This is a genomic window from Caulobacter sp. SSI4214, assembly GCF_012184455.1.
Classification (GTDB): domain Bacteria; phylum Pseudomonadota; class Alphaproteobacteria; order Caulobacterales; family Caulobacteraceae; genus Caulobacter; species Caulobacter vibrioides_E.
Window position 1 is genome coordinate 79508 of sequence record NZ_SZWJ01000002.1, and the last position, 20999, is coordinate 100506.

Consider the following 20999-nt stretch of genomic DNA (forward strand, 5'->3'; position numbering starts at 1 on the left):
AAACGCCCTCCCCCGCGACGGGGATGGCTAGGATTATGGAGCGGCGCTGAACGCCGAGGATTGGCGGGGGTGTAAAATCGACAAGGCGTTGATTTCGCTGGGTTCGAGATCGCGAATTCCGAGGACAGAGCGCCTTCAATCCCCATACCTCCGACTTCCCCGGCGAAGGCCGGGGTCCAGATCGAACCCACGAGCGATCGAAGCTCCGGGTCAGGCGCGCGATCGCGAACACCCCAAACGCTCCGGATGACTCTGGGCCCCGGCCTTCGCCGGGGAGGTCGGGTGTGGGGATGGCGGTGAAGAGCGGCCCACTCCGTTCACCCTCACCCTTCCACCGCCTACGCGGCGGGCCCCGCCCTCTCCCGACGGGAGAGGGATTGGGTAAGGCTGCCCCGCCTTCAGTCCCGCACCCCTTCCGCCCTCGAACAGACGATTGGGATGTCAACTTACAGTGCCGAAACCCGACGTTGCCTTTTGCGGCCTATACTCGTCATTTCAGGCGAGTAATGAGGATTGGCCTCGGCGATCTAGGCAAAAGTTAGAATGGCGCATCCCAAAGACGTTGTTTTCAATCCACCCTGGTCGCTTTCAGCCCCCTGTCCCTGCGGCTTTTCAAGCAGGCCCTACGGTCGATGCTGTCGCGTCAACTCCGCCGAGCCCTATGTAAGATTTCCCTCCTTGCAACCTCCTGGGCCGCAAACTGGCTATTCCAACCCGCGTTGCTTTGCACGATCCACCTGTGACTGTTCGGAAAAGATCAGCCGTGAGCACTACGTTTCCCGTGGCGTCTTGGACCTAATGCAAACGCTGTCCTTAAGCGGAGTCCGCTGGCATGCGCCGGGAGAAACCAGGACATACGGAGTTGAAGCACTTACGGCGAAGATCCTGTGTAAGCGCCACAACGAGGCGCTGGCACCACTGGACAGTCACGCCCAACGCTTCGCCAAAGCGTGGTTATCCGCGATTAATCACGTGTCTAGACCCTCGCGGTCAGAGCGGTCCGAATACCATTTAGTCAGTGGGGAAGCCTTCGAGCGATGGCTTTTAAAAGTATTTCTAGGATTATTGGCAGGAAATATCGCCTCTTTTGATCATACGCCAGACAATGCCAAAATTAATTTAGATATAGATCCTTTGGTGGCTGCGCTTTTTGGACAAGGACTCCAAGCACCCAAGGGGCTTTATTTCGTCCCACATGTCGGTGAGACGACCACAAACACAATATCGTTCGCACACCTTCGCATGGACGAACAAAGCAACCTCTACGGCTTGATGGCCAATTTTTATGGCTATCAATGGTTGCTGGTGACTGACGAGATGGGCGGCGAGTATCAAGTGAAGGCTATGGCAAGGCTGTTTCGGCTCCAACTGGCGGACCTGAAGGGCCCTCGGCGCACAGGCCAGATTTTCATGACATGGCCTGCCAAAGTCCGATCACAGATGAGTATCACGTTGAAACTCGGTGAGGCTGAGTCACTGCCCGATAAAGCCTCGCCTCTAGGTTAGTTAGAAAGGCACCCGCTAGCTTGCCGCTAACAGAGTCCGCCTCGCAAGCATCGCGGATAGTCCAACCCGCGCACCGCCTAAGCCTTCGGGCACTTCGCCCCGGTGTCGATCCAGGCCTGGATCAGTTCGCCGAACTGGGCCTGCGCGCCCGGCGCCGGCTTGCGGCCCTCGCCGGGGTTCCAGGCCCAGCCGACCAGATGGTCCTCGGCCATGTGGTGATGCAGCTCCGCCAGCGAGCGGCCGCCATTGGTGACCGGGTTCTTGATCTGGGCGCAGATCGCGCCCAGCGACTTGCCCTGCCAGGCCATCTCGGCCGGGGCCAGGCCCCATTTGGGATCGCCGGGAATGCTCTTGATGCTGTCGCCCCAGGTCGGGACGTTCTTCTGCTGATGGCAGGCGAAGCACGGCATCCCGTCGGGGCCGTGGCCGCTGTCGCCGGCGACCATCGGCGGATTGTGCGGATGCAGATCATCGCCCTGGGTCGGGGCGCGCTGGACCGGGTGGCAGTTCAGGCAGCGCGGGCTCTGGATCACCTTGCCCGCCTCGGTGAACAGGGCGACCGACCGGGCGGCCGGGTCCCTGATCGACTGGAAGCTGGCGACGGTCTTCAGCGTATCGGGCGAGGCCTCGGCGGGCGCGGACGGCGACGTCGCCACGCTGGCCATCACGGCGCCGGCCGCGGCCAAGCCGCCGGCCACGATCAGGACGGACACGATGCGCATCAGGAGTTCTCCGCTTTGGCCCAGGGCCAGAACGCGCCAGCTTAGCCTTGGGTTTCCTGGGCGAGAAACCGCGCGATCCAGGCCGCCATGCGCTCGCGATCGTTCGGCCCCGACAGGCTGGCGATCGCGGCGTCGGCCTGTTCGTCGGTGAAGCGAGACCCGCGCCGGGCCTCGATCAGCGCCTTGGCGTAGGCCGGCGAGAACTCCGGGTGGAACTGCATCGAGATCGCCTTGGCGTCGTCATAGGCCAGCACGCCGTAGGGCGTGAACGCGCTGCCGGCCAGCACCCGCGCGCCGGGCGGCAGCTCGACCACCTGGTCCTGGTGCGAGGCCGGAACGGCCACTTGGCGCGCCGCGTCCATCCACGGCGCCTGGGCGGCGACCTCATAGGCGTGCAGGCCCACGCCCCAGCCCTTGTCGGACTTGACGACCTTGCCGCCGAACGCCTCGGCCATGATCTGGTGGCCAAAGCACACCCCGACCAGCGGCGTCTCGCCCTTGGCCTGACGCAGGAAAGCCTTCAGCGGCGCGATCCACGGCAGAGGATCATAGACGCCGGCCGCCGAGCCGGTGACGATATAGGCGTCGTTCTCGGCGGGATCGGCCGGCAGCTCGCCCTTTTGCACGTCGTAGACGCGGTAGGCGTACCCCGTCCCCAGCAAGGCCTCGAACATCGAGGAATAGCTGCCATACGTGTCCAGCAGATCGCCCGGCGGTTCGCCGGTCTCGAGCAGGCCGATCCTCATCCTAGTACGCCATCCCTTGGGCCACCGCTTTCAGCCGCTCGATCGCGCTGAACTTGTCCTCGATGAAGTCCTGGTCGATCCACCAGATCTCGATCTCGCGCATCACCTCGCCGACCAGGGGCCCCTTGGGCACGCCGGCCTTCATGACCTCCTCGCCGGACAGCGGGAAGGCCGGCGGCGTCCAGGTCTCGGCCAGGGCCAGCAAGGCGCGCCACTGGGGCGCCGCGGACTCGCGGCCCGAACCGGCCCAGGCCAGCTTGACCCGGTCGCAGAAGGTCCGCGCGCCAAGGCCGTAGACGGCGCGGCGCGCCTCGCGCGGGCTCATCCACGAGACGACCCGAGGAGTCTTGCCGACCGCGTCGACCAGCCGGTCGCGGACATTGTTGGGCAGGCGCAGACGCTCGGCCAGTTGCTCGGCGACCTTGGGATCATCCGGGATCAGGGCGGCCAGACGCAGGTTCGGGTCGTTCTCGAACAGCTGCTCGGTCTCGATGGCGACCAGGGCCTCGAAACGCGCCAGCGACTTCACCGACGGCAGGATCGAGGCCAGCACGCTGGTGGCGGCCATCAGGCGGAAGGCCGGACGCGGATCGTCCGCGGCCAGCATCTTCATCAGCTCCTTCTGGGTGCGTTCGGCGGCGCGGCCCGAAACCATGCCCTTCAGCGCCTTGCAGGCCGCGAGGGCCTTCTGGTCGGCCTCCCCCCGGCCATACCAGGCCTGAAAGCGGAAGAAGCGCAGGATCCGCAGATAGTCCTCGCGGATGCGGGTCATGGGGTCGCCGACGAACACCACCCGGCCCTCGCGCGCGTCGTTGACGCCCTCGCCGGTCGGGTCGAAGACCCGGCCCTCGGCGTCGGCATAGAGCGCGTTGAAGCGGAAATCCCGGCGCTCGGCGTCCTGGGTCCAGTCCTGGGTGAAGGCCACCACCGCCCGGCGACCGTCGGTCGAGACGTCGCGCCGCAGGGTGGTGATCTCGTAGGGCCGGCCGCCCGACAAGGCGGTGATCGTGCCGTGGTCGACGCCGGTCGGGATCGCGCGCAGGCCGGCCTGCTCCAGCGCCTCGATGATCAGGTCGGGCGTCAGGGTGGTGGCGATGTCGATGTCGTCGATCGGCTTGCCCATCACCGCGTTGCGCACGCAGCCGCCGACAAAGCGGGCGCAGCCGGCATAGCCGCGCGCCTCCAGCGCGGCGATGACCGCCCGGGTCTCCGGCAGCGCCATCCATGGCTGCACGCCGATTGAAACAGTATTCAACGCCTGACTCCCACTCACGCGTCTTGGTCCCCCCAAGGGGCGCCATTGTTAGGCCAGAAGGCGGCTATTTCACCAGATGGCAAACACTCTATTCGGAGAGCGCTTGCCCGGCGTCGTCGTGGAGGGCCTCGTACAAGGACCGCAGCATTCCCGCCGTCGCGCCCCAGATGTAGCGGTCGTTCCATGGCATCGCATAGAAATGACGACGCCCGCCGGTCGGAGCCTCCCGCGATTGCCGCTGATGGTTGGCCGGGTCCATCAGAAAGTCGAACGGCGTCTCGAAGACGTCGGCCACTTCCTCGGGGCTGGGCGTGAAGGTCGCCTTCGGATCGATGAAGCCGACCACCGGCGTCACGTGAAAGCCCGTCACCGTCTGATAGCCGTGCAGCAGGCCGGCCAGGGCGACACGGGCCGGGTCCAGCCCCACCTCCTCCTGGGCCTCGCGCAGGGCCGTCTGCCAGGGCAGCTCCCCGGGGTCGCAGCGCCCGCCCGGAAAGGCGATCTGGCCGGTATGGCTGCGCAGGGTGTCGGCCCGGCGGGTGAGCAGCACGGTCATGCCGTCGTCATGCTCGACCAGGCCGACCAGCACCGCGGCGGGACGCAGGGCGTGCGGGTTGTCGACCTTCAGCCCCGGATTGAGGTCGTAGTCGGACTTCCTCGGATTGGCCAGGCTGGGGTCGTAGCGCTCGATCGGGTGCAGGCGGCTGGCGATCCAGGCGCGCCGCTCGCTCCCCTTCAGGTCCCCGAGGCTCATGCCGACGCGCCCCCCGGCGAAGCGATCGGGAAGAACGCCCCATTCGAGCTCACGCCCCAGACGTCGCCCCGTTGCGTGGCCATCTCGGCCAGCTCGTAGAAGACCGGGCGAGCGATCAGGGCCTCCAGGCCCCGCCGGACATGGACATAGGGGCGCGGCTCGCCCGTCGCGGCGTCGATCTCCACGCGGATTGCGTTGTCGGGTCCGGCCTCGACGGCGTCGCCGACATTGGTCTGGAACACCAGGGCCTCGCCGATCCGGTCGACGCGCGTGGCGATGAACGGCGCGTCCTCGACCGTGATCCTCATCTTCTCGACCGGCGTGACCAGATGATAGCCGTCGGGGTCGAGGCGCAGCACGGTCGAGAACAGGCGCACCAGGGCCTCGCGGCCGATGGGCGTTCCCTCATGGAACCAGACCCCGTCCTTGCGGATGCGGATGTCGATCTCGCCGCAGTGAGGCGGGTTCCACAGGTGGACCGGCGGCAGGCCGCGCGCGCTGGCGGCCTTGGCCGCCGAGGCGACGCCGTCCAGACCAGTCTTGGGGGATGCCTCGGTCATCGCTGACCAGTTAGGCCCTTAGGCCCTTCCCCTCAAGCCCGAGGATCGATCGCCACCAGGCCCGAGAGTTGCTGATCGCCGCCTTGCCGCAACGGCAACAGCAGCACGCGGCGCTGGTCCACCGGGCCGGGCATGACGATCCCGGCGGAATGGGTGTTGGCGAAGCCGACCCGGCCGAAATAAGGACCGTCGCCGACCAGCAGCACGGCCCGCCAGCCGGCGGCGCGAGCGGCCTCGACGGCGCTTTCCACCAGAGCCTGGCCCAGGCCCGCGCTCCGCTCGTCCGGATCGACGGCCAAGGGCCCCAGGAAGGCCACCGGCTCGCCGCCGACCGTCACGGGCCACATGCGGCAGCAGCCGACGGGCTGGCCGCCGCGCAAGGCCACGAACGAACAGTCGGCCAACAGGGTATTGCCCTCGCGCAGCCGCTCGGACGACTTGGCGAAGCGGCCGGGGCCGAACACCCGGTCGATCAGGCGGGTGACGGCGGCCTCCATCTCCGGGGTCTCGCGGACCAGCGGCGGATAGGCGGCCTCGGCGGAAGCGGTCTTTTGAACGGAAGAGGTCATCGGCCTTCGAAATGCGAAAGGGCGTCGGGGAGCTCCCGACGCGAAGGCGCGTGGGAGAGGCGTCAGATCGTGGCGCGTTCGCGCATCATTCGTCGCAGGCGTCGCATACCCGCATCCCTTCGGGACAATCGAGCATGGCCGGCGCCACGCCCGAGGGCTTCAAATATGCGGGCGCTGTAGGGCCTTGAGTTTCTCCGGTCAATAACGTTGCGGCGCGGCGGCTTGGCCCTATGTTCGGCGCGCCATGTCCGACCAAGCTTCTCCGGCCGAAGACGCCGCCCCCGACACGTCTAACCGCGCCCTGTTGCGGGAACGTGACTTCTTGCTTTTCTGGGTGGCGCGCTTCGTCTCCACCCTGGGGGTGCAGATCCAGTCGGTGGCCCTGGGCTGGCAGGTCTATGACATCGCCCGCCGCACCCACACGGTCGGCGAGTCGGCCTTCATGGTCAGCATGATCGGCCTGGCGCAGTTCCTGCCGTTGTTCCTGCTGACCCTGGCGGCCGGCGAGACCGCCGATCGGCGGACGCGCAAGCTGATCGTCGCCGTGACCCTGGGCCTGGACGCGATCAGCGCCGGCGTGCTGCTGGCCCTGGCCCTCTCGGGGTCTCATCAGCTGTGGCCGATCTTCGCCGTGTCGGTGGCGTTCGGGGCCAGCCGCGCCTTCCTGTCGCCGGCCAGCAGCGCCATGGGTCCGATGCTGGTGCCGCGCCCGTTGCTGCCGCGCGCCATCGCCTGGAACTCGCTGTCGTGGCAGGCCGGTTCGATCGCCGGCCCGGCGCTTGGCGGACTGTTGCTGATCCACTCGTCGGCGACGGCGTTCGGCGCCTCGTTCGCCCTTTATCTGGTCGCCGCCCTTCTGGCCCTGATGATCCGCAAGCCGACCAAGCCCGAGGCGCAGCCCGGCTCTCGCATGGCGCTGATCAAGGAGGGCCTGGCCTATGTCTGGAACAACAAGATCGTCTTCGGCTCGATATCGCTCGACCTGTTCGCCGTGATCCTGGGCGGGGCCACGGCCCTGCTGCCGGTGTTCGCCAAGGACGTGCTGCACATCGGCCCCGGCGGCTTTGGGCTGCTGCGCGCCGCCCCGGCGATCGGGGCGTGCGTGGTGGGCGTCTATCTAGCCAGCCAGCCGATCCGCCGCCACGCCGGCCGGATCATGTTCGGCGGCGTCGCCGTCTTCGGCCTCGCCACCGCCATCTTCGGCCTCTCCAAGCTGGAATGGCTGTCGGTCGGAGCCCTGGCGGTGCTGGGCGGCGCCGACATGCTCTCGGTTTATGTCCGCCAGACCCTGGTGCAGATCGTCACGCCGGACGCCATGCGCGGCCGGGTCGCCGCCGTCTCGGGCGTGTTCATCGGCGCCTCCAACGAACTGGGCGAGGTCGAGAGCGGCGCGGCGGCCTGGCTGCTGGGTCCGATCGGCGCGGCGGTGTTCGGCGGCGTCGGGGCCATGGCGGTCACCGCCCTGTGGGCCTTCCTGTTCCCCGAGCTGCGCAAGGCCGACCGGCTAGAATAGGCCGGCCAGCTTGCGGATGTTCTCGCCGGTCAGGCGTCGGATGATCCATTCGTCCATCGAGGCCGCGCCCAGGCTGTCGTAGAAGGCGATCGACGGCGCGTTCCAGTCCAGCACCGACCATTCCAGGCGGCCCAGGTCCTCATCCACGCAGCGCTTGGCCAGGGCCGACAGCAGGGCCTTGCCCGCCCCCGCGCCGCGCGCCGAGGGCCGGACGAACAGGTCCTCCAGATAGATCCCGTGGCGGCCGACGAAGGTCGAGTAGTTGTAGAACCACAGGGCGAATCCGACCGGCTGGCCGTCCAGCTCGGCGATATCGGCGAACACGCGAGCCTCGGGACCGAACAGCGCCGCGGCGGTGTCGGCCTCGGTGGCCCGCACCGTGTCGAGCAGCTTTTCATAGTCCGCCAGATCGAGGATGAACTGGTGGATCAGGGCGGCGTCGGCGGGCGTCGCGGAACGGACGGTGACGGTCATGGCGGTCTCTTCGGACTATCTGGACTTCGTTCTGGAGCAGCTGGCCCCGCTGGGCCACGTCGCCTCGCGCCGGATGTTCGGCGGAGTCGGGGTCTATGCGAATGGGCTGTTCTTCGCGCTGATCGCCGACGACGTGCTCTATTTCAAGGGCGACGACGCCTTGAAGGTCGCGTTCGAGGCGGCCGGCTCCCAAGCCTTCGCGCCGTTCGGCCACGACAAGCCCATGGCCTACTGGACCGTCCCAGCCGAGGCGCTGGACGACCAGGAAAGCCTGCTGGACTGGGCCCGCCAGTCGCTGGAGGTCGCGGCCCGCGCGGCGGCGGGCAAGAAGAAGCGCTGAGGCGACACGGCGGCCGGCGCGGACCTATGCCCGTTCTGGCCCGCCGCGCGCGGCCTTGAACAGGTCCAAGCCCGCCGCGACGAAGCCGCCAGAGAAAGCCAGCTTGGGCAGATGCGAAGCCAGGCCCTCGACCTTGATAGCCATCGTCGCGAGCCCGAGCGCCAAGGCCAGAATCCACAGCCCGCCCGCCTTTCGGAACAGGGCCTTGGCGCGAAACAGGTCCGCGCTCCAGATCGCCATGCCGATCGACCAGACCGCGGTGGCGATCATGTAGGAGCCCTCGCCAAAGATCTTGGCCGAAGAGGTTCGCACCAGCATCACGCCGAGCACCGCGATGACGAAGCCGGCAAGCCCCAGCGGGCTGGTCGCCTTTTGGCTCGCCGACCAGACGCCCAGCATCGCCAGAAGAAGCAGCAGATCGATGGCGACATAGATCAGATGCGGCCACGGCTCGGCCAGGCGCGGATAGATCGCCGGGCCCAGCACGTCGATCACCGCGCCCGCGACGGCGGCGCGGCCCGCCAGGCGCAGGACAACGCGCCGGTCCATCAGGCCTTGGTCCCGACCAAGGCCTCCGACAGCGCCCACAGCCGGTCCGCCGCCTCGGGATCGAGAGCGTGCGGCATGACGCCGTTCCAGGGGTGGTCCTTGCTCCACGGAACCGCCTGGGCGCAGTCCTCGAGATAGAGCCCGCCAACGCCGTCCAGCTCGGCGCCCACGGCGGCCCAGACGCTGGTCGCCGCGCCCTGCTCGGTGGTCTTGAAGCCCTCGCGCGGCTTGTCGTTCTCGTCCAGCCAACCCATGGCGCGCTGCTCGTCGAGGGTCATGTGGCGCTGCAGCGGGGTCATGATGCCGCCGGGCATGACGGCGTTGGCGTTGACGCCGTGGTCCTTGAACCGCTTGTCGAAGCCGACCGCGAACAGGCTGTTGGCCGTCTTGGCCTGGCCGTAGGCTTCCCACTTGTCGTAGTCGCGATGCTGGTAGTTCGGGTCGTCGAAGTTCACGCCCGAGCGACGATGACCGATCGACGACAGCGAGACCAGCCGCGCGCGCTTGCCCGACGCCTTGGCCGCCGCGACCAGGTTGGGCGCCAGCAAGGTCGACAGCAGGAAATGGCCCAGATGGTTGGTGCCGAACTGCATTTCGAACCCGTCGACCGTGCGCATCAGCGGGCTGGCCATGACGCCGGCGTTGTTGATCAGCAGATCGATGGGCCGATCGCCCCAGACGTGGGCGAAGTGACGGATCGAGTCGAGGCTGGCCAGGTCGACCATGCCGAAGCTGGCGCGCTTGAGGCCGGCCTCCGCGTTGATCGCGTTGGCGACCTCTTCGCCCAGATCCGGCTTGCGGGCGGCGATGATCACCTCCGCGCCCGCCAGGGCCAGGGCCCGCGCCGTCTCGACGCCGATGCCGGTCGCCGCGCCGGTGACGATCGCCACCTTGCCCGAAAGGTCATGGCCCGCGACGACCTCGCGCGCCGTGGACTTCGCCCCGAAGGGCGAGGTGATCCGTTCCGCCATGTCGATCCTCCCAGATCGTTGGTTATTGGGGTGAGCTTAGCCGACTTTCGTGAAATCGGGCGGCCGGCGCTCCATGAAGGCCATGAAGGCCTCGCGGGCCTCGGCGGTCTTGAGGCGTTCGCCGAACAGCGCGCCCTCGGCGTCCATCAGCTCGGCGATCTTCTCGGCGTCGCGCATCAGGCGCTTGGTGATGGTCAGCGCGCCCAGCGGACGCTTGGCCAGCTGATCGGCGGCCGCGCGGGCGCGGGCCCGCAGGTCGCCCAGCTCGGCCGAACCATTGGCGAGGCCCCAGGCCACCGCCGTGGCGCCGTCGACCGCCTCGCCCAGGGCGAACATGGCGTAGGCGCGAGCGTGGCCCACGCGGGCCGGCAGCAGCCAGCTCGACGCGGCCTCCGGCACCAGGGCCAGGTTCACGAACGGCGTCGACAGCCTGGCGTCGGGCGACACATAGACGAGGTCGCAGTGCAGCAGCATCGTCGTGCCCACGCCCACGGCCTGGCCCTGAACGGCGGCGACCAGCGGTCGGGTGGCGTGGGCCAGGGCCTTCAGAAAGCGGCCGACATGCCGCTCGCCGGTGAAGGCGCCCGAGGCCTGGGCGGCGAAGTCCTGCAGGTCGTTGCCGGCCGTGAAGCTGTCGCCATCGGCCTGGAACACCACGACGCGGATCGCCGGGTCCTTCTCGGCCGCCTCCAGACTGTCGGCCAGCACGCCGTACATGGCGTTGGAGAGGGCGTTCTTCTTTTCCGGACGGGCCAGGGTGATGGTCATCACGCCCGCCTCGACCTCGACCTTCACATGATCGGTCACGTCTAGCACTCTCCCTTGGGGAACTTGGTCTGAAGACTGCCCAGCCAGCGGGCGACCACCCCGATCTCCTCGGGGGTGAAGCCCTCGGTCAGGTGGGCGTTGAGGCCGTCCAGGCCCGCCTTGGCGGCTTCGTGGGCGGCGCGGCCCTTGTCGGTGAGGCGCAGACGCATGGCCCGGCCGTCCTTCGGATCGGCGTGGCGCTCGACCAGTTCGGCCCGGGTCATGCGGTCGATCAGGCCGGTCATGGCCGAGGGCGCCAGGTCCAGGGCGTCGGCCGCCTCGCCGATCAAGGCCCCGTCACGCTCGCCCAGAAAGAACAGCACGCCCGACTGGGCGGCGGTCAGGCCGCCCTTGGCGGCCATCTTGGCCTCGATCCAGCGCTGCACGCGCCGGTGGCCGGCGTTGAGCAGGAAGATGAGACGCCGGTCGGGCTTCTGGGGATCAGGCTGAACGGACATGCGCCCAGCCTATATTTCACATGCGAAATGTCAAACGTGCGTTTCTAGTCCTCGCTAGAAATCGTCCCCGCGATCGGCGCGTACCAGGCCACCCCGTCGGCGTCGATGTCGCGCCGGACCCGGCCTCGGCCGATCAGGCAGTTGAGATGCGCCAGCGCCTCGCCCGTCGCCATGCCCAGAAGATCGGGGCCGATCGGCCGGGCGAACAGCGCGCCGAAGGTGTCGACCACGCGCTTGGGCTCGGCCAGCTTCTTCTCCAGCCGCGCCAGGCCGCGCTCGTGCCCCGAGATCAGGGCGTCGATGCGGGTGTGCAGCCCCTCGAACGGGTCGTTGTGAGCCGGCAGGACGATCACTTCGTCGGGCACGGTCGCCTTGACCTTGGCCAGCGAGCGCAGCCAGTCGCTCAACGGATCGGCGTCCGGCTCGGTCGGGAACACCGAGACGTTCGACGAGATGCGCGGCAGCACCTGGTCGCCCGAGATCAGCACGTTCAGCTCGGGGCACCACAGGCAGGCGTGGTCGGGCGAGTGTCCCTGGCCGGTCACCACCCGCCAGGTCTTGCCGCCGATCTCGAAATCCTCGCCGTCGCTGAGCCGCCGATAGCTGTCGGGCAGGGCGTAGATCGCCTTGCCGAAGCCGCCGAAGCGGGCCTTGTAGTTTTCGATGGCGTCCTCGTCCCAGCCGGCGGCGTGGAAGAACCGCACCCCGTCCTCGGGCGCCTCGCGCCCGGTGTCGGCGACCAACATGCGGCACTGGAAATATTCCAGCCGGGTCATCCACAGGCGGCAGTCGAACTTGCGGGTCATCCAGCCGGCCAGGCCGATATGATCGGGGTGTAGATGAGTGACGATCACGCGGGTGATCGGCTTGCCGCCCAGGGCGTCGGCGAAGGCCGCGCGCCAGGCCTGGCTGGTCTCGCGGGTCTGAAGGCCGGTGTCCACCACCGCCCAGCCCTCGCCGTCGGCGATGGCCCAGACATTGATGAATTGCAGCGAGCCGCCCAGCGGCATCCTCAACCAAAGGACGCCCGGGGCGACCTCGACGGCCTGGCCAGAGCCCTGCTCCGGCGCTGTCTCGAACGGATAGACCAGCCGTCCCTTGGGCGGCTCCCGGCCGCCGTCATCCTCGAACCCGTCGCGCATTCCGTCCCTTCTTCCGCCGCTCAACCGGCGCTTGTCGTTGATCCGACCCATTTTTCGCGTCCGGACCCAGCCATCAACGCGCCTATGTCGGACGGTATCTTGACCCCCGATGCAAGCACGCGCTTATGTCCGCGCGAGGAATCCACCCAGGAGATGTTTCCCATGAGGCCTTTCGCGATCGGCCTGTCGGCCGCCCTCGCGGTCGCCATTCTCATTCCGGCCGCCGTCATTTCGGCGCCGAAGGAAGAGAAGGGCAAGCCCGCCATCGACGCCAAGGCGCGCGAGCAGGGCATGAAGGAAGCCCCGGCCGTCATTCAGGCCAGCGGCGCCGGCTGCACGGTTTCGGACGCCCGCTATATCGGCGCGGACGCCAAGTCCGGTTCGAAGTACTACGAAGTCGCCTGTAGCGAAGGCATGGGCTTCGCCGCCATCGCCAAGAAGGACGCCGCGCCGCAGCTCTATAGCTGCCTGGAATCGAGCGCGCCGCAGGCCGACGGCAAGCAAGGCGGCCTGGCCTGTATCCTGCCCGGCAACGCCAACCCCGGCGCGGCCCTGGCCCCCTACGTCAAGAAGGCCGGCGTGACCTGCGACGTGGAAAACGCCCGCGCCATCGGCTCGTCGACCAAGAACTCGTATTTCGAAGTCGCCTGTAAGGGCGGCGCCGGCTACGTGGTCCAGACCGCCGCCCCGATGAACCTGGCCGGCGAGGTCGTGGTCAACAGCTGCCTGCTGTATGAGGAAGGCGGCAACATCAGCTGCAAGCTGACCAACCGTCAGACCCAGCTGCAGGTCGTCGACACGCTGAACGCCGGCGCGGGCACGAACTGCGCCATCAAGGACAAGCGCTACGTCCTCAGCACCAAGACCGACAACTACTTCGAAGTCGCCTGCCAGGACGGCAAGGGCTACATGTACCAGCAGACCTCGGCCACCGGCGCCTTCGCCCGCGCCATCCCGTGCGCCCAGGCCGGCTTCGTCGGCGGCGGCTGCACCATGACCGACGCCGTGGCGGCCCAGACCGAAGCGGCCGGCCTCTACACCAAGCTGGCCACCAAGGCCGGCTTCCCCTGCGACGTCGAAAAGTACGGCATGCTGCCCAGCAACGACCCCAAGAAGGAAGTCGTCGAGCTGAAGTGCAAGGGCAGCGACGTCGGCGGCATCGCGATCTTCACCGCCACCGGCGGCACCGTCTATGACTGCCTGACCGCCGAGTTCAACGGCTACCGCTGCACCTTCACCAAGAAGGAAACCCAGTACGCCCGCCTGACCAACGACCTGAAGGGCTTCAACAAGGCCTCGTGCCAGGTCTCGGACGTCCGCGTCATGGGCTCGAACGACAGCGAGGGCTTCGTCGAGGTCGCCTGCTCGGACGGCCTGCCGGGCTGGGTCCTGGGCTACCCGGTCGGCGTGGCCAAGCCTGCCGCCAAGGAGTTCCTGTCCTGCGTGCAGGCCAAGGGCATCGGCGGCGGCTGCAAGCTGCCGACCAACAAGGTCAAGAGCTGATCCCAGCTTGAAAGCCTAGGAACGAGGCCCGCCGGAGCGATCCGGCGGGCTTTTTTCTTAGCCCATCGCCGCTTCGATCAGCCGAGGCCCCGACGCCGCCATCGCCCGGGCGAAAGCGTCGTCGAAGGCTTCGGCGGTCTCGGCCCGCTCGGCGTCCATTCCCATGCCCCGCGCCACCTGGACCCAGTCGATGCGCGGATCGCCCAGGTCCAGCAGCTTCGAGGCCGCCGGCCCCGGATTGCCCGCGCCGGTGCGCCCCAGCTCGATGCCCAGGATGCGGTAGGCGTGGTTGGCGAAGACCACCACCGTCACGTCCAGCCGCTCGCGGACCAGCGTCCAGAGCCCTTGGACGGTGTACATCCCCGCCCCGTCGCCGGTCAGGGCCAGGACCTTGCGGTCCGGACAGGCCACGGCCGCGCCGATCGCCAGCGGGATGCCCTGGCCGATCGCGCCGCCGGTCAGGGAGAGCCAGTCGTGCGCCCGCGCCGACTTGGTCTGGGTGAAGATCGGCAGGCCCGCCGTCACCGCGTCGTCGGAGATCACCGTCTGGGCCGGCATGTGGCGGGCGATCGACGCGCCGATGGCCCAGGCGTCCAGCCGCCCGGCCGGGGCGTCGGGAACGGCATAGGCCTCGCCCGTCGCCATCGCCGGCGCGCCAACCGCGTCGGCCAGGGCGTCGAGCGCCGCCGCCGCGTCGACCTCGCGACCGCACAGGGTTTCGAGCGAGCAGCCTTCCGGAACGAGCACGCTGGGCCGGTCCGGATAGGCGAAGAAGGCCACCGGACGCTGGGTCGCGACCAGGACCATCAGGTCGACACCCTCCAGGTCCTTCAGGGCCTGCTCGCCGAAATAGGGCAGCTTATCGGGGCGGAAGCGCCCCTCGCCCCGCGCCTGGCGGGCCGTGAAGGTGTCGGTCAGCACGCGGACGCCGTGGGCGGCCAAGCGCCCGGCCGCCGCCAGAGCGACCTCGCCGCACGCGCCCGAGCCCAGCAGCAGCACCGGCTTCTTGGCCAAGCCCAGGGCCTTGGCGACGGCCTCGACGGCGGCCAGGTCGGGCGCGGCGAAGGCCGGCGGCGTCACCACGGGCCCCTTGACGGTCGCCGGGTTCCAGGCCGCGTCGGCGGGCAGGATCAGGCAGGCGTTGCCGCCGGGCGTTCCATGGCTGGCCGTGATCGCCTCGGCGGCCAGCGGTCCGACCGCGTCGGCGCTCTCGGCCGACTTGACCCACAGCGAATTGGGCGCGGCCAAGGCGGCGATGTCGCTGTTCAGCGGCGCGTCGAAGTCTCGGTGATAGGTGGCGTGGTCGCCGATGACGTTGACCACCGGCGTGAAGGCCCGGCGGGCGTTGTGCAGATTGGCCGCGCCATTGGCGTAGCCGGGGCCCAGGTGCAGCAGGGTGCAGGCCGGCTTGCCCGCCATGCGGCCATAGCCGTCGGCGGCGCCGGTCGCCACGCCCTCGAACAGGCAGAGAATCGACCGCATTCTAGGCTCGCGATCCAAGGCCGAGACGAACTGCATCTCGCTGGTGCCGGGATTGGCGAAGCAGGCGGTGACGCCGTTGTCGGCCAGGGTGGTGATCAGGGCGTCGGCGCCGTTCATGTGCTTCCTCTCCAGGCGGCGGGTCCGCCCTCGTATTCTAAAGGCTCGGATGACGGCGCCTGGCGCGCACCCGAAATCCTCGTCCCGAGCCTGTCGAAGGACGAGGGTTTCGTCATGGCGTCAGAACACCATGACGCCCTCATCCGGATTGTCCGCGAACAGGCGGGCCAGTTCGCCGGGCCGCCGATCGCGGGCCAGGGCCTGGTTGATATAGCCCTTGTCGGTCAGCTCGCCGCTGGCCGCGTCGGGCGCGCCGTCCAGGATCAGGGCGCGGGCGATCCGCCCGGTCCCGCCCTTGGCGGCGAGATTGAAGGCCCTCAGCCGCTCGGCGATCGCCTCGCGCGCCGGGCCGCCGAAGGCCGCGCAGGCCTTGGCGTCGAGGAACAGCATCAGACCGACGCCCTCCTGGCCCTCGCCGCAGACCACCGCGTCCGACACCAGGCCGCCGATCGCCGAGACCGCCGCGACCCGCAGCGCCCCGGCCGCGACGAAGGCGCCGCTGGCCAGCTTGAAGTTCTCCACCAGCCGCCCATCGAAGACGAGGCCCGCCGACGGGTCCTCGGGATCGGCCAGCCGCGCGGCGTCGCCGAGGCGATAGAAACCGTCCTCGTCGAAGGCCTGGGCGGTCGCCTCGGGCTGGTCGAGATAGCCGGGCGAGACCTGCGGTCCCTGGACGCGGATCTCGAACTTGCCGCCCTCTCCGGCCGGGACCAGCTTCACGGCGGTGCCGGGCGTCGGCAGGCCGACCATCCCCGAGCGCGCGTTCAGCCAGTGGATGTTGCAGGCCGTCGGCCCGGTTTCGGTCGCGCCATAGCCGGCGGCGAAGGTGATCCGCTCGCCCACCGTCTTAACCGCCACGGCCTGCACGCGGTCGAGGATCGACTGGGCCATCGACGCCCCGCCGTATTGCAGCACCCGCACCGTCTGGAAGAACTTGGCGGCCAGGGCCTCGTCGCGCTCCAGCTCGCCGATCAGCATGGCCCAGCCGGCCGGCACCATGTTGTGATAGGTGGTCGCCACCTCCCGCAGGTTCCGCACCGTTTCGTCGAAGCGGCCGGGCACCGGCTGGCCGGCGTCGATATACAGCGTCCCGCCCCGGTGCAGCACCATGTGCAGGATGGCGTTGGCGCCCAGGCTGTGGCTCCAGGGCGCGGAATTGACCAGCACCGGCGGATCGGGATCGGCGTAGCAGGCCTCGATCTGGGCCGCGTTCAGGGCGATGTTGGCGTGGGTGCAGAGCACGGCCTTGGGCTTGCCTGTCGAGCCGGAGGTCAGCAGCAGCTTGGCGATGTCGTCCGGCTGGGCCACGGGCGCGACGGGGGCGCTGGCCAGCAGATCGACGAAGGCGATGTCGCCAGGGCGGGGGCTCCGGCTGACGATCGTCGGCAGACCGGCCAGGAACGGCGCGGCCAGGGCGTCGCCGAACGCCTCGGCGTCGTCCGCATAGACGGCGGCGGGCTTAAGGCGATCGACAGCGTGCTGGAGACGCGTCAGGTCCGCGCCCCTCAGGCCGTACTGCGGCGAGACCGGCGCGATCGGCGCGCCCAGACCCATGGCGCCATAGCTGACCAGCGCATGGTCGACGCCGTTGCGAGCCAGGATCAGCAACGGCCGGCCTCGCGCTAGGCCCAGGCCCGCCAGCCCGCCAGCCAGGGCCGCGACCTGGCGCTGCGCCTCGCCGAACGTCACCGTCCGCCAGCCCGCCCCGTCACGCTCGGCCAGCCAGACCCTTTCCGGCGCCTCGGCGGCCCAGCGCGCCAACGGCGCGGTCGTGGTCTGGACCGCGTCCGAATAGGGCATCGGATTGCGCAGGATCAGCGCGTCGCCCCGGCGTTCGACCTGCAGCGCGCGGGGCGCGTAGCGGGCGTCGCGGAAGGGAGCGGTGTGGGGCGCGTTCATGACCTCTAGTTATGTCGCGGGTCATAAGGCTGTTCAATCGGGGCGCGACATCGCCGCTTCACGTGGCCAACCGCTGAAGGGGTATGGAAAAGGACGCGGAGCGCCTGGGCGACGCCCGGAGCGTTTGTAAGTACCGTTTCGACGAAGCCAGACACTGCGCGCGGTCGTTATCCGATGGCGGGTGGCTTTGAACACGGAGGATTCGAAGCCGTCGAACGGAGTCCAGCCCCGCGAGCGCCCGTAAGTTCCTCCCCCGCTTTCGCGGTAGAGCATCCTTACTCCCGCCGCAGGATCTTGTCGGTGAGCACCTTCCCCAGCATCCCGGCCCGGAAGGTCTTCTTCATCTCGACCGGGTCGTAGTCGTCGCTCTCGACCCATTCGCTGAAGCTCAGCCCCTTGGGCTCGCCCCGCTCCAGATACTGCTCGAACACGTAGTCCAGCACGCCGGTGTTGCCGTGCCTGATGTGCAGGTAGCGCGGCCCCAGTTGCTTCATCGCCTCGCGGATCGGCTGGCCGAGGCGATAGTGGGCGTAGAAGACGCTCATGATGCCGGCCCGGTCCGCGCCGGACTTGCAATGCATCAGGGCCGGATACTCGATCGTCTCGAACAGCGTCTTGGCGCCCCGCACGCGCTCGCGGATCGGGACCTCGCGCGAGGTGATGACGAAATCGACGAAGTTCAGGCCCAGGCGCTCGCAGGCGTCCTTTTCCAGCGCGTAGAAGCTGCCGTCGAACCCGCCGCGCAGGTTCACGACCGTCTTGATCCCCTGCTTCTTCCACCAGGCCAGCTGGAACGGCCAGGGCTGGTTGGCGCGGACCAGTTCGGGACTGATCCAGTGGGCGTTGGAAAAGCCCAGCCGCAGATAGGCGTGGTCGTTCCACAGATAGTGGAGATAGGCCTTGAACCGGCCCCAGGGCGTGGCGAGGTCGAACTTGGCCAAGAGGGCGCGATCCTTCGGAAATTCCGCGTCTAAGTAGGGGCAATGGCCCCGAAAGGCAAAACGCCGCGACGATCCGCCCTCATCCCGTCGCTTTTCCCAACGACTGCGTCCCGCGCGCGCTTGACAGTTCTCGCACGAAATCCGACCCCTCCCGCATGACCGCCCAGGATGATCCGCAGCCCTCGAACCGCGCCCTGATGGGCCGGGTGTGGCGCGAGTTCCTGGCCCCGCGCTGGAAGGGCCTGACGATCTCGATGATCAGCGCCGCGATCGTGGCGGCGCTCAGCGTGCGGCTGGCCACCATCGTCAAGTCGGCCATCGACCAGCTGATCACCCATCCCAAGCCAGGCGCGGTGATCTTCATCCCGCTGACCATCGCCGCCCTGGCTCTGGGTCGCGGGCTGTTCCAGGTGATCCAGTCCAACCTGATCAACCGGATCGGCAATGGCGTGGTCGGCGACATGCAGGTCAAGCTGTTCGGCCGCCTGATCCGCTCGGACCTGGCCCGCCTGCGCGGCGCCCACTCCGGCTCCTACGTGTCGTCGGTGCTCTACGACGCCGGCCTGATCCGCGAGGCGGCGACGACCGGCGTCGTCAACTATGTCCGCGAGTTCCTGACCGTGGTCGGAGCCCTGATCGCCATGTTCGGCCTCGACCCGCTGCTGGCCCTGGGCGTGCTGGTCATCGCCCCGATGGCTAGCCTGATCATGCGGGGCTTCTCGAGGAGGACGACCAAGGCCGCCAAGGGCGCGATGGGCGAGACCTCCAACCTGTCCACGGCGATCATGGAGAGCTTGGACGGGGTCAAGATCGTCAAGATGGAGAACCGCGAGGCCTACGAAGAGGCCCGCGTCGCCGCCGTGGTCGAGCGCCGCCAGCGCCACCTGATCAAGGGAAGCAACGCCCGCGCCATGGCCGCCCCGGCCACCGAGACCTTCACGACGCTGCTGGTGGCCCTGGTCTTCGTCTATGCCGGCTGGCGGGCGACGACCGGCACCCTGACGGTCGGCCCGCTGACCCTGCCCCCGATCACGGCCGGCGTTTTCTTCGCCTTCCTGACCAGCCTGCTGATGGCCGCCCAATCCCTGCGCCAGGTGGCCAATCTGCAGACCGTGTTCAGCGAAGGCCTGACCGCCGCGCGGCGTCTGTTCGCCGCCCTGGACGTCGCGCCGTCCATCGTCGATCCGGCCGACGCCAAGACCCTGCCGGACGGCGACAGCGCGATCGCCCTCGACCATGTCGGCTTCGCCTACGGCCCCGACGCGCCGGCCCTTACGGACGTGTCGATCGAGGCGCGCAAGGGCGAGACGGTCGCCCTGGTCGGCCCCTCGGGCGGCGGCAAAAGCTCGATCCTGAACCTGATCCCGCGCTTCTACGACGTCAGCCGCGGCGCGGTGACGATCGACGGCCATGACGTGCGTTCGGTGACTCTGGCGAGTTTGCGCGACCGCATCGCCCTGGTCACCCAGGAGCCGTTCCTGTTCGACGACAGCATCCGCGCCAACATCGCCTATGCCCGGCCCGGCGCCAGCCAGCTGGATATCGAAGCCGCCGCGCGCCAGGCCGCCGCCCACGACTTCATCCTGGCCCTGCCGGAGGGCTACGACACCCCCGTCGGCGAGGCCGGCGCGCGCCTGTCGGGCGGTCAGCGCCAGCGGATCGCCATCGCCCGCGCCTTCCTGAAGGACGCGCCGATCCTGCTGCTGGACGAGGCCACCAGCGCCCTCGACACCGAGAGCGAGGCCCAGGTGCAGGCCGCTCTCGAACGGCTGATGGCCGGTCGGACCACGATCCTGATCGCCCACCGCCTGTCGACCGTGAAGAACGCCGACCGCATCTACGTCATCGACAAGGGCCGGGTCGTCGAGACCGGGACTCATCCCGAACTGGTCCGCGCCGGGGGGCTCTATGCACGCCTGGCCAAGGCGCAGGATCTTGATCACGTCCCCGACGCGCCGATGCTGGAGGGCGACGCTTGAGGCCCCTGCGTTCGCCGTTCGTGATCTGGCTGCTGTCCTCGATCTTCGCCGGCTATTCCAAGCTCGTCTTCCGCACCCTGCGCATGACCGAGGAGGGCCGCGAGCAGGCCGAGGCCGTCTGGGCGCAAGGCCGCGAGACCGGCGTCGGCGCGATCCTGTGCTTCTGGCATTCGCGCATTCCGATGTCGCCGCTCAGCTGGCCGCAGGATCTTTCGCGCCGCCAGGACATGCGGGCCCTGATCTCGCGCTCGAACGACGGCGAGTTCATCGCCCGCACGGTCGAGAAGCTGGGCTTCCCGTCGATCCGGGGCTCCTCGGCCAAGAAGACCGACCTGGCCAAGAACAAGCACGGCGAGCAGGCCTTCCGTGACATGGTCAAGTGGGTCAAGGACGGCGGCGGCGTGGCCATCACGCCCGACGGCCCGCGCGGCCCGGCCGAGCACATGGAGAAGGGCACGCCGTCCCTGGCGCGCGTCACCGGGGCTCCGGTGATCTTCGTGGGCCTGGCCGCCAAGCCCTGCCTTCGCCTGGGCTCGTGGGACCGCACCGTGGTGCCCCTCCCCTTCGCCAAGGCGGCCATGGTCTGGGACGGTCCGACCGGCGCGGGGCGAGGCGATGATCCCGACCAACTGGTCGAAAACTGGGCCCAGCGCCTCTCCGCCGTCACCCGCCGGGCCGAGGCCCTTGTCGAACAATAGCGGGTCGAGATTGA

General features: G+C 68.7%; 22 protein-coding genes. 6 read left to right on the forward strand and 16 right to left on the reverse strand.

From position 1 onward, the window contains the following. Window positions 1-798: 798 nt before the first annotated feature. Window positions 799-1506: a hypothetical protein gene (locus FCU40_RS01205; RefSeq protein WP_168072364.1), complete on the forward strand. Its 708-nt coding sequence runs from the start codon at window positions 799-801 to the stop codon at window positions 1504-1506. A gap of 77 nt (window positions 1507-1583) precedes the next feature. On the opposite strand, the gene FCU40_RS01210 is transcribed toward FCU40_RS01205, so the two are convergent. From FCU40_RS01210 to FCU40_RS23060, 7 genes are all read right to left on the reverse strand, one after another. Beyond that, window positions 1584-2228: an Isoquinoline 1-oxidoreductase subunit gene (locus tag FCU40_RS01210; protein ID WP_175582048.1), complete on the reverse strand. Its 645-nt coding sequence runs from the start codon at window positions 2226-2228 to the stop codon at window positions 1584-1586. 41 nt (window positions 2229-2269) lie between these two features. Beyond that, window positions 2270-2974, reverse strand: coding sequence for a gamma-glutamyl-gamma-aminobutyrate hydrolase family protein (locus FCU40_RS01215; protein WP_168072366.1), 705 nt, complete (start codon window positions 2972-2974; stop codon window positions 2270-2272). A 1-nt stretch (window position 2975) separates the two neighbouring features. Then, a complete protein-coding gene (locus FCU40_RS01220) occupies window positions 2976-4229 on the reverse strand; it encodes a CCA tRNA nucleotidyltransferase (RefSeq protein WP_081612995.1) in 1254 nt (417 codons plus the stop codon). Window positions 4230-4317: 88 nt separating this feature from the next. After that, complete coding sequence (locus FCU40_RS01225) at window positions 4318-4968, reverse strand: CoA pyrophosphatase (RefSeq protein ID WP_085953283.1); 651 nt, start codon at window positions 4966-4968, stop codon at window positions 4318-4320. Window positions 4969-4979: 11 nt separating this feature from the next. Further along, window positions 4980-5543, reverse strand: a complete 564-nt coding sequence (locus tag FCU40_RS01230) for a DUF1285 domain-containing protein (protein WP_168072368.1) — start codon at window positions 5541-5543, stop codon at window positions 4980-4982. A 32-nt stretch (window positions 5544-5575) separates the two neighbouring features. Continuing rightward, complete coding sequence (locus FCU40_RS01235; protein WP_168072370.1) at window positions 5576-6112, reverse strand: N-acetyltransferase; 537 nt, start codon at window positions 6110-6112, stop codon at window positions 5576-5578. Between the two features lie 62 nt (window positions 6113-6174). Further along, complete coding sequence (locus FCU40_RS23060; protein ID WP_175582050.1) at window positions 6175-6219, reverse strand: hypothetical protein; 45 nt, start codon at window positions 6217-6219, stop codon at window positions 6175-6177. Window positions 6220-6356: 137 nt separating this feature from the next. Between FCU40_RS23060 and FCU40_RS01240 the strand changes: the two genes are divergently transcribed. Next, a complete protein-coding gene (locus FCU40_RS01240; protein WP_168072372.1) occupies window positions 6357-7625 on the forward strand; it encodes an MFS transporter in 1269 nt (422 codons plus the stop codon). Here FCU40_RS01240 and FCU40_RS01245 read toward each other — a convergent pair. After that, the gene (locus FCU40_RS01245) at window positions 7617-8099 is read right to left on the reverse strand and encodes a GNAT family N-acetyltransferase (RefSeq protein ID WP_168072374.1); all 483 of its coding nucleotides are present in this window, start codon (window positions 8097-8099) and stop codon (window positions 7617-7619) included. The genes FCU40_RS01240 and FCU40_RS01245 overlap by 9 nt on opposite strands. On the opposite strand from FCU40_RS01245, the gene FCU40_RS01250 reads away from it, so the two are divergent. Continuing rightward, window positions 8089-8439: a TfoX/Sxy family protein gene (locus FCU40_RS01250; RefSeq protein WP_168072376.1), complete on the forward strand. Its 351-nt coding sequence runs from the start codon at window positions 8089-8091 to the stop codon at window positions 8437-8439. The two genes, FCU40_RS01245 and FCU40_RS01250, sit on opposite strands and share 11 nt — an antisense overlap. 24 nt (window positions 8440-8463) lie before the next feature. Here FCU40_RS01250 and FCU40_RS01255 read toward each other — a convergent pair whose 3' ends face one another. The 5 genes from FCU40_RS01255 to FCU40_RS01275 are packed head-to-tail and all read right to left on the reverse strand — an operon-like array spanning window position 8464 to window position 12366. After that, on the reverse strand, window positions 8464-8988 hold the full coding sequence (locus tag FCU40_RS01255; RefSeq protein WP_168072378.1) for a hypothetical protein: 525 nt from the start codon (window positions 8986-8988) through the stop codon (window positions 8464-8466). After that, the gene (locus FCU40_RS01260; protein ID WP_168072380.1) at window positions 8988-9959 is read right to left on the reverse strand and encodes an SDR family NAD(P)-dependent oxidoreductase; all 972 of its coding nucleotides are present in this window, start codon (window positions 9957-9959) and stop codon (window positions 8988-8990) included. The genes FCU40_RS01255 and FCU40_RS01260 overlap by 1 nt, the downstream gene beginning before the upstream one ends. A gap of 36 nt (window positions 9960-9995) precedes the next feature. After that, window positions 9996-10766: an enoyl-CoA hydratase gene (locus tag FCU40_RS01265; protein WP_168072382.1), complete on the reverse strand. Its 771-nt coding sequence runs from the start codon at window positions 10764-10766 to the stop codon at window positions 9996-9998. A gap of 2 nt (window positions 10767-10768) precedes the next feature. Continuing rightward, window positions 10769-11224 (reverse strand): MarR family winged helix-turn-helix transcriptional regulator, encoded by a 456-nt coding sequence (locus FCU40_RS01270; RefSeq protein WP_168072383.1) that lies wholly within the window; start codon window positions 11222-11224, stop codon window positions 10769-10771. 44 nt (window positions 11225-11268) lie between these two features. After that, window positions 11269-12366, reverse strand: coding sequence for an MBL fold metallo-hydrolase (locus tag FCU40_RS01275; protein ID WP_168072385.1), 1098 nt, complete (start codon window positions 12364-12366; stop codon window positions 11269-11271). 153 nt (window positions 12367-12519) lie between these two features. On the opposite strand from FCU40_RS01275, the gene FCU40_RS01280 reads away from it, so the two are divergent. After that, window positions 12520-13869 carry a hypothetical protein gene (locus tag FCU40_RS01280; protein ID WP_168072387.1) on the forward strand — a complete coding sequence of 450 codons (1350 nt, stop codon included), beginning with the start codon at window positions 12520-12522 and terminating at the stop codon, window positions 13867-13869. 57 nt (window positions 13870-13926) lie between these two features. Here the strand turns inward: FCU40_RS01280 and FCU40_RS01285 are convergent, their stop codons facing one another. The 3 genes from FCU40_RS01285 to FCU40_RS01295 all read right to left on the reverse strand — a co-directional run bounded on the left by FCU40_RS01285 (window position 13927) and on the right by FCU40_RS01295 (window position 18308). Beyond that, the gene (locus FCU40_RS01285; RefSeq protein ID WP_168072389.1) at window positions 13927-15468 is read right to left on the reverse strand and encodes an acetolactate synthase large subunit; all 1542 of its coding nucleotides are present in this window, start codon (window positions 15466-15468) and stop codon (window positions 13927-13929) included. A gap of 120 nt (window positions 15469-15588) precedes the next feature. Then, complete coding sequence (locus FCU40_RS01290; protein ID WP_168072390.1) at window positions 15589-17367, reverse strand: feruloyl-CoA synthase; 1779 nt, start codon at window positions 17365-17367, stop codon at window positions 15589-15591. A gap of 275 nt (window positions 17368-17642) precedes the next feature. Next, a complete protein-coding gene (locus FCU40_RS01295; protein ID WP_168072391.1) occupies window positions 17643-18308 on the reverse strand; it encodes a tyrosine-protein phosphatase in 666 nt (221 codons plus the stop codon). 155 nt (window positions 18309-18463) lie between these two features. Between FCU40_RS01295 and FCU40_RS01300 the strand changes: the two genes are divergently transcribed. Continuing rightward, a complete protein-coding gene (locus FCU40_RS01300) occupies window positions 18464-20287 on the forward strand; it encodes an ABC transporter ATP-binding protein (protein WP_168072392.1) in 1824 nt (607 codons plus the stop codon). After that, window positions 20284-20985 (forward strand): lysophospholipid acyltransferase family protein, encoded by a 702-nt coding sequence (locus FCU40_RS01305; RefSeq protein ID WP_168072393.1) that lies wholly within the window; start codon window positions 20284-20286, stop codon window positions 20983-20985. The genes FCU40_RS01300 and FCU40_RS01305 overlap by 4 nt, the downstream gene beginning before the upstream one ends. The last annotated feature ends 14 nt before the right edge of the window (window positions 20986-20999 follow it).

Coding starts and splice junctions, on each gene's coding strand:
- FCU40_RS01210 (WP_175582048.1), bottom strand. CDS start 2,228: ATGCGCATCGTGTCCGTCCTGATCGTGGCCGGCGGCTTGGCCGCGGCC.
- FCU40_RS01280 (WP_168072387.1), top strand. CDS start 12,520: ATGTTTCCCATGAGGCCTTTCGCGATCGGCCTGTCGGCCGCCCTCGCG.
- FCU40_RS01240 (WP_168072372.1), top strand. CDS start 6,357: ATGTCCGACCAAGCTTCTCCGGCCGAAGACGCCGCCCCCGACACGTCT.
- FCU40_RS01215 (WP_168072366.1), bottom strand. CDS start 2,974: ATGAGGATCGGCCTGCTCGAGACCGGCGAACCGCCGGGCGATCTGCTG.
- FCU40_RS01235 (WP_168072370.1), bottom strand. CDS start 6,112: ATGACCTCTTCCGTTCAAAAGACCGCTTCCGCCGAGGCCGCCTATCCG.
- FCU40_RS01255 (WP_168072378.1), bottom strand. CDS start 8,988: ATGGACCGGCGCGTTGTCCTGCGCCTGGCGGGCCGCGCCGCCGTCGCG.
- FCU40_RS01245 (WP_168072374.1), bottom strand. CDS start 8,099: ATGACCGTCACCGTCCGTTCCGCGACGCCCGCCGACGCCGCCCTGATC.
- FCU40_RS01300 (WP_168072392.1), top strand. CDS start 18,464: ATGACCGCCCAGGATGATCCGCAGCCCTCGAACCGCGCCCTGATGGGC.
- FCU40_RS01260 (WP_168072380.1), bottom strand. CDS start 9,959: ATGGCGGAACGGATCACCTCGCCCTTCGGGGCGAAGTCCACGGCGCGC.
- FCU40_RS01205 (WP_168072364.1), top strand. CDS start 799: ATGCAAACGCTGTCCTTAAGCGGAGTCCGCTGGCATGCGCCGGGAGAA.
- FCU40_RS01285 (WP_168072389.1), bottom strand. CDS start 15,468: ATGAACGGCGCCGACGCCCTGATCACCACCCTGGCCGACAACGGCGTC.
- FCU40_RS01230 (WP_168072368.1), bottom strand. CDS start 5,543: ATGACCGAGGCATCCCCCAAGACTGGTCTGGACGGCGTCGCCTCGGCG.
- FCU40_RS01275 (WP_168072385.1), bottom strand. CDS start 12,366: ATGCGCGACGGGTTCGAGGATGACGGCGGCCGGGAGCCGCCCAAGGGA.
- FCU40_RS01290 (WP_168072390.1), bottom strand. CDS start 17,367: ATGAACGCGCCCCACACCGCTCCCTTCCGCGACGCCCGCTACGCGCCC.
- FCU40_RS01270 (WP_168072383.1), bottom strand. CDS start 11,224: ATGTCCGTTCAGCCTGATCCCCAGAAGCCCGACCGGCGTCTCATCTTC.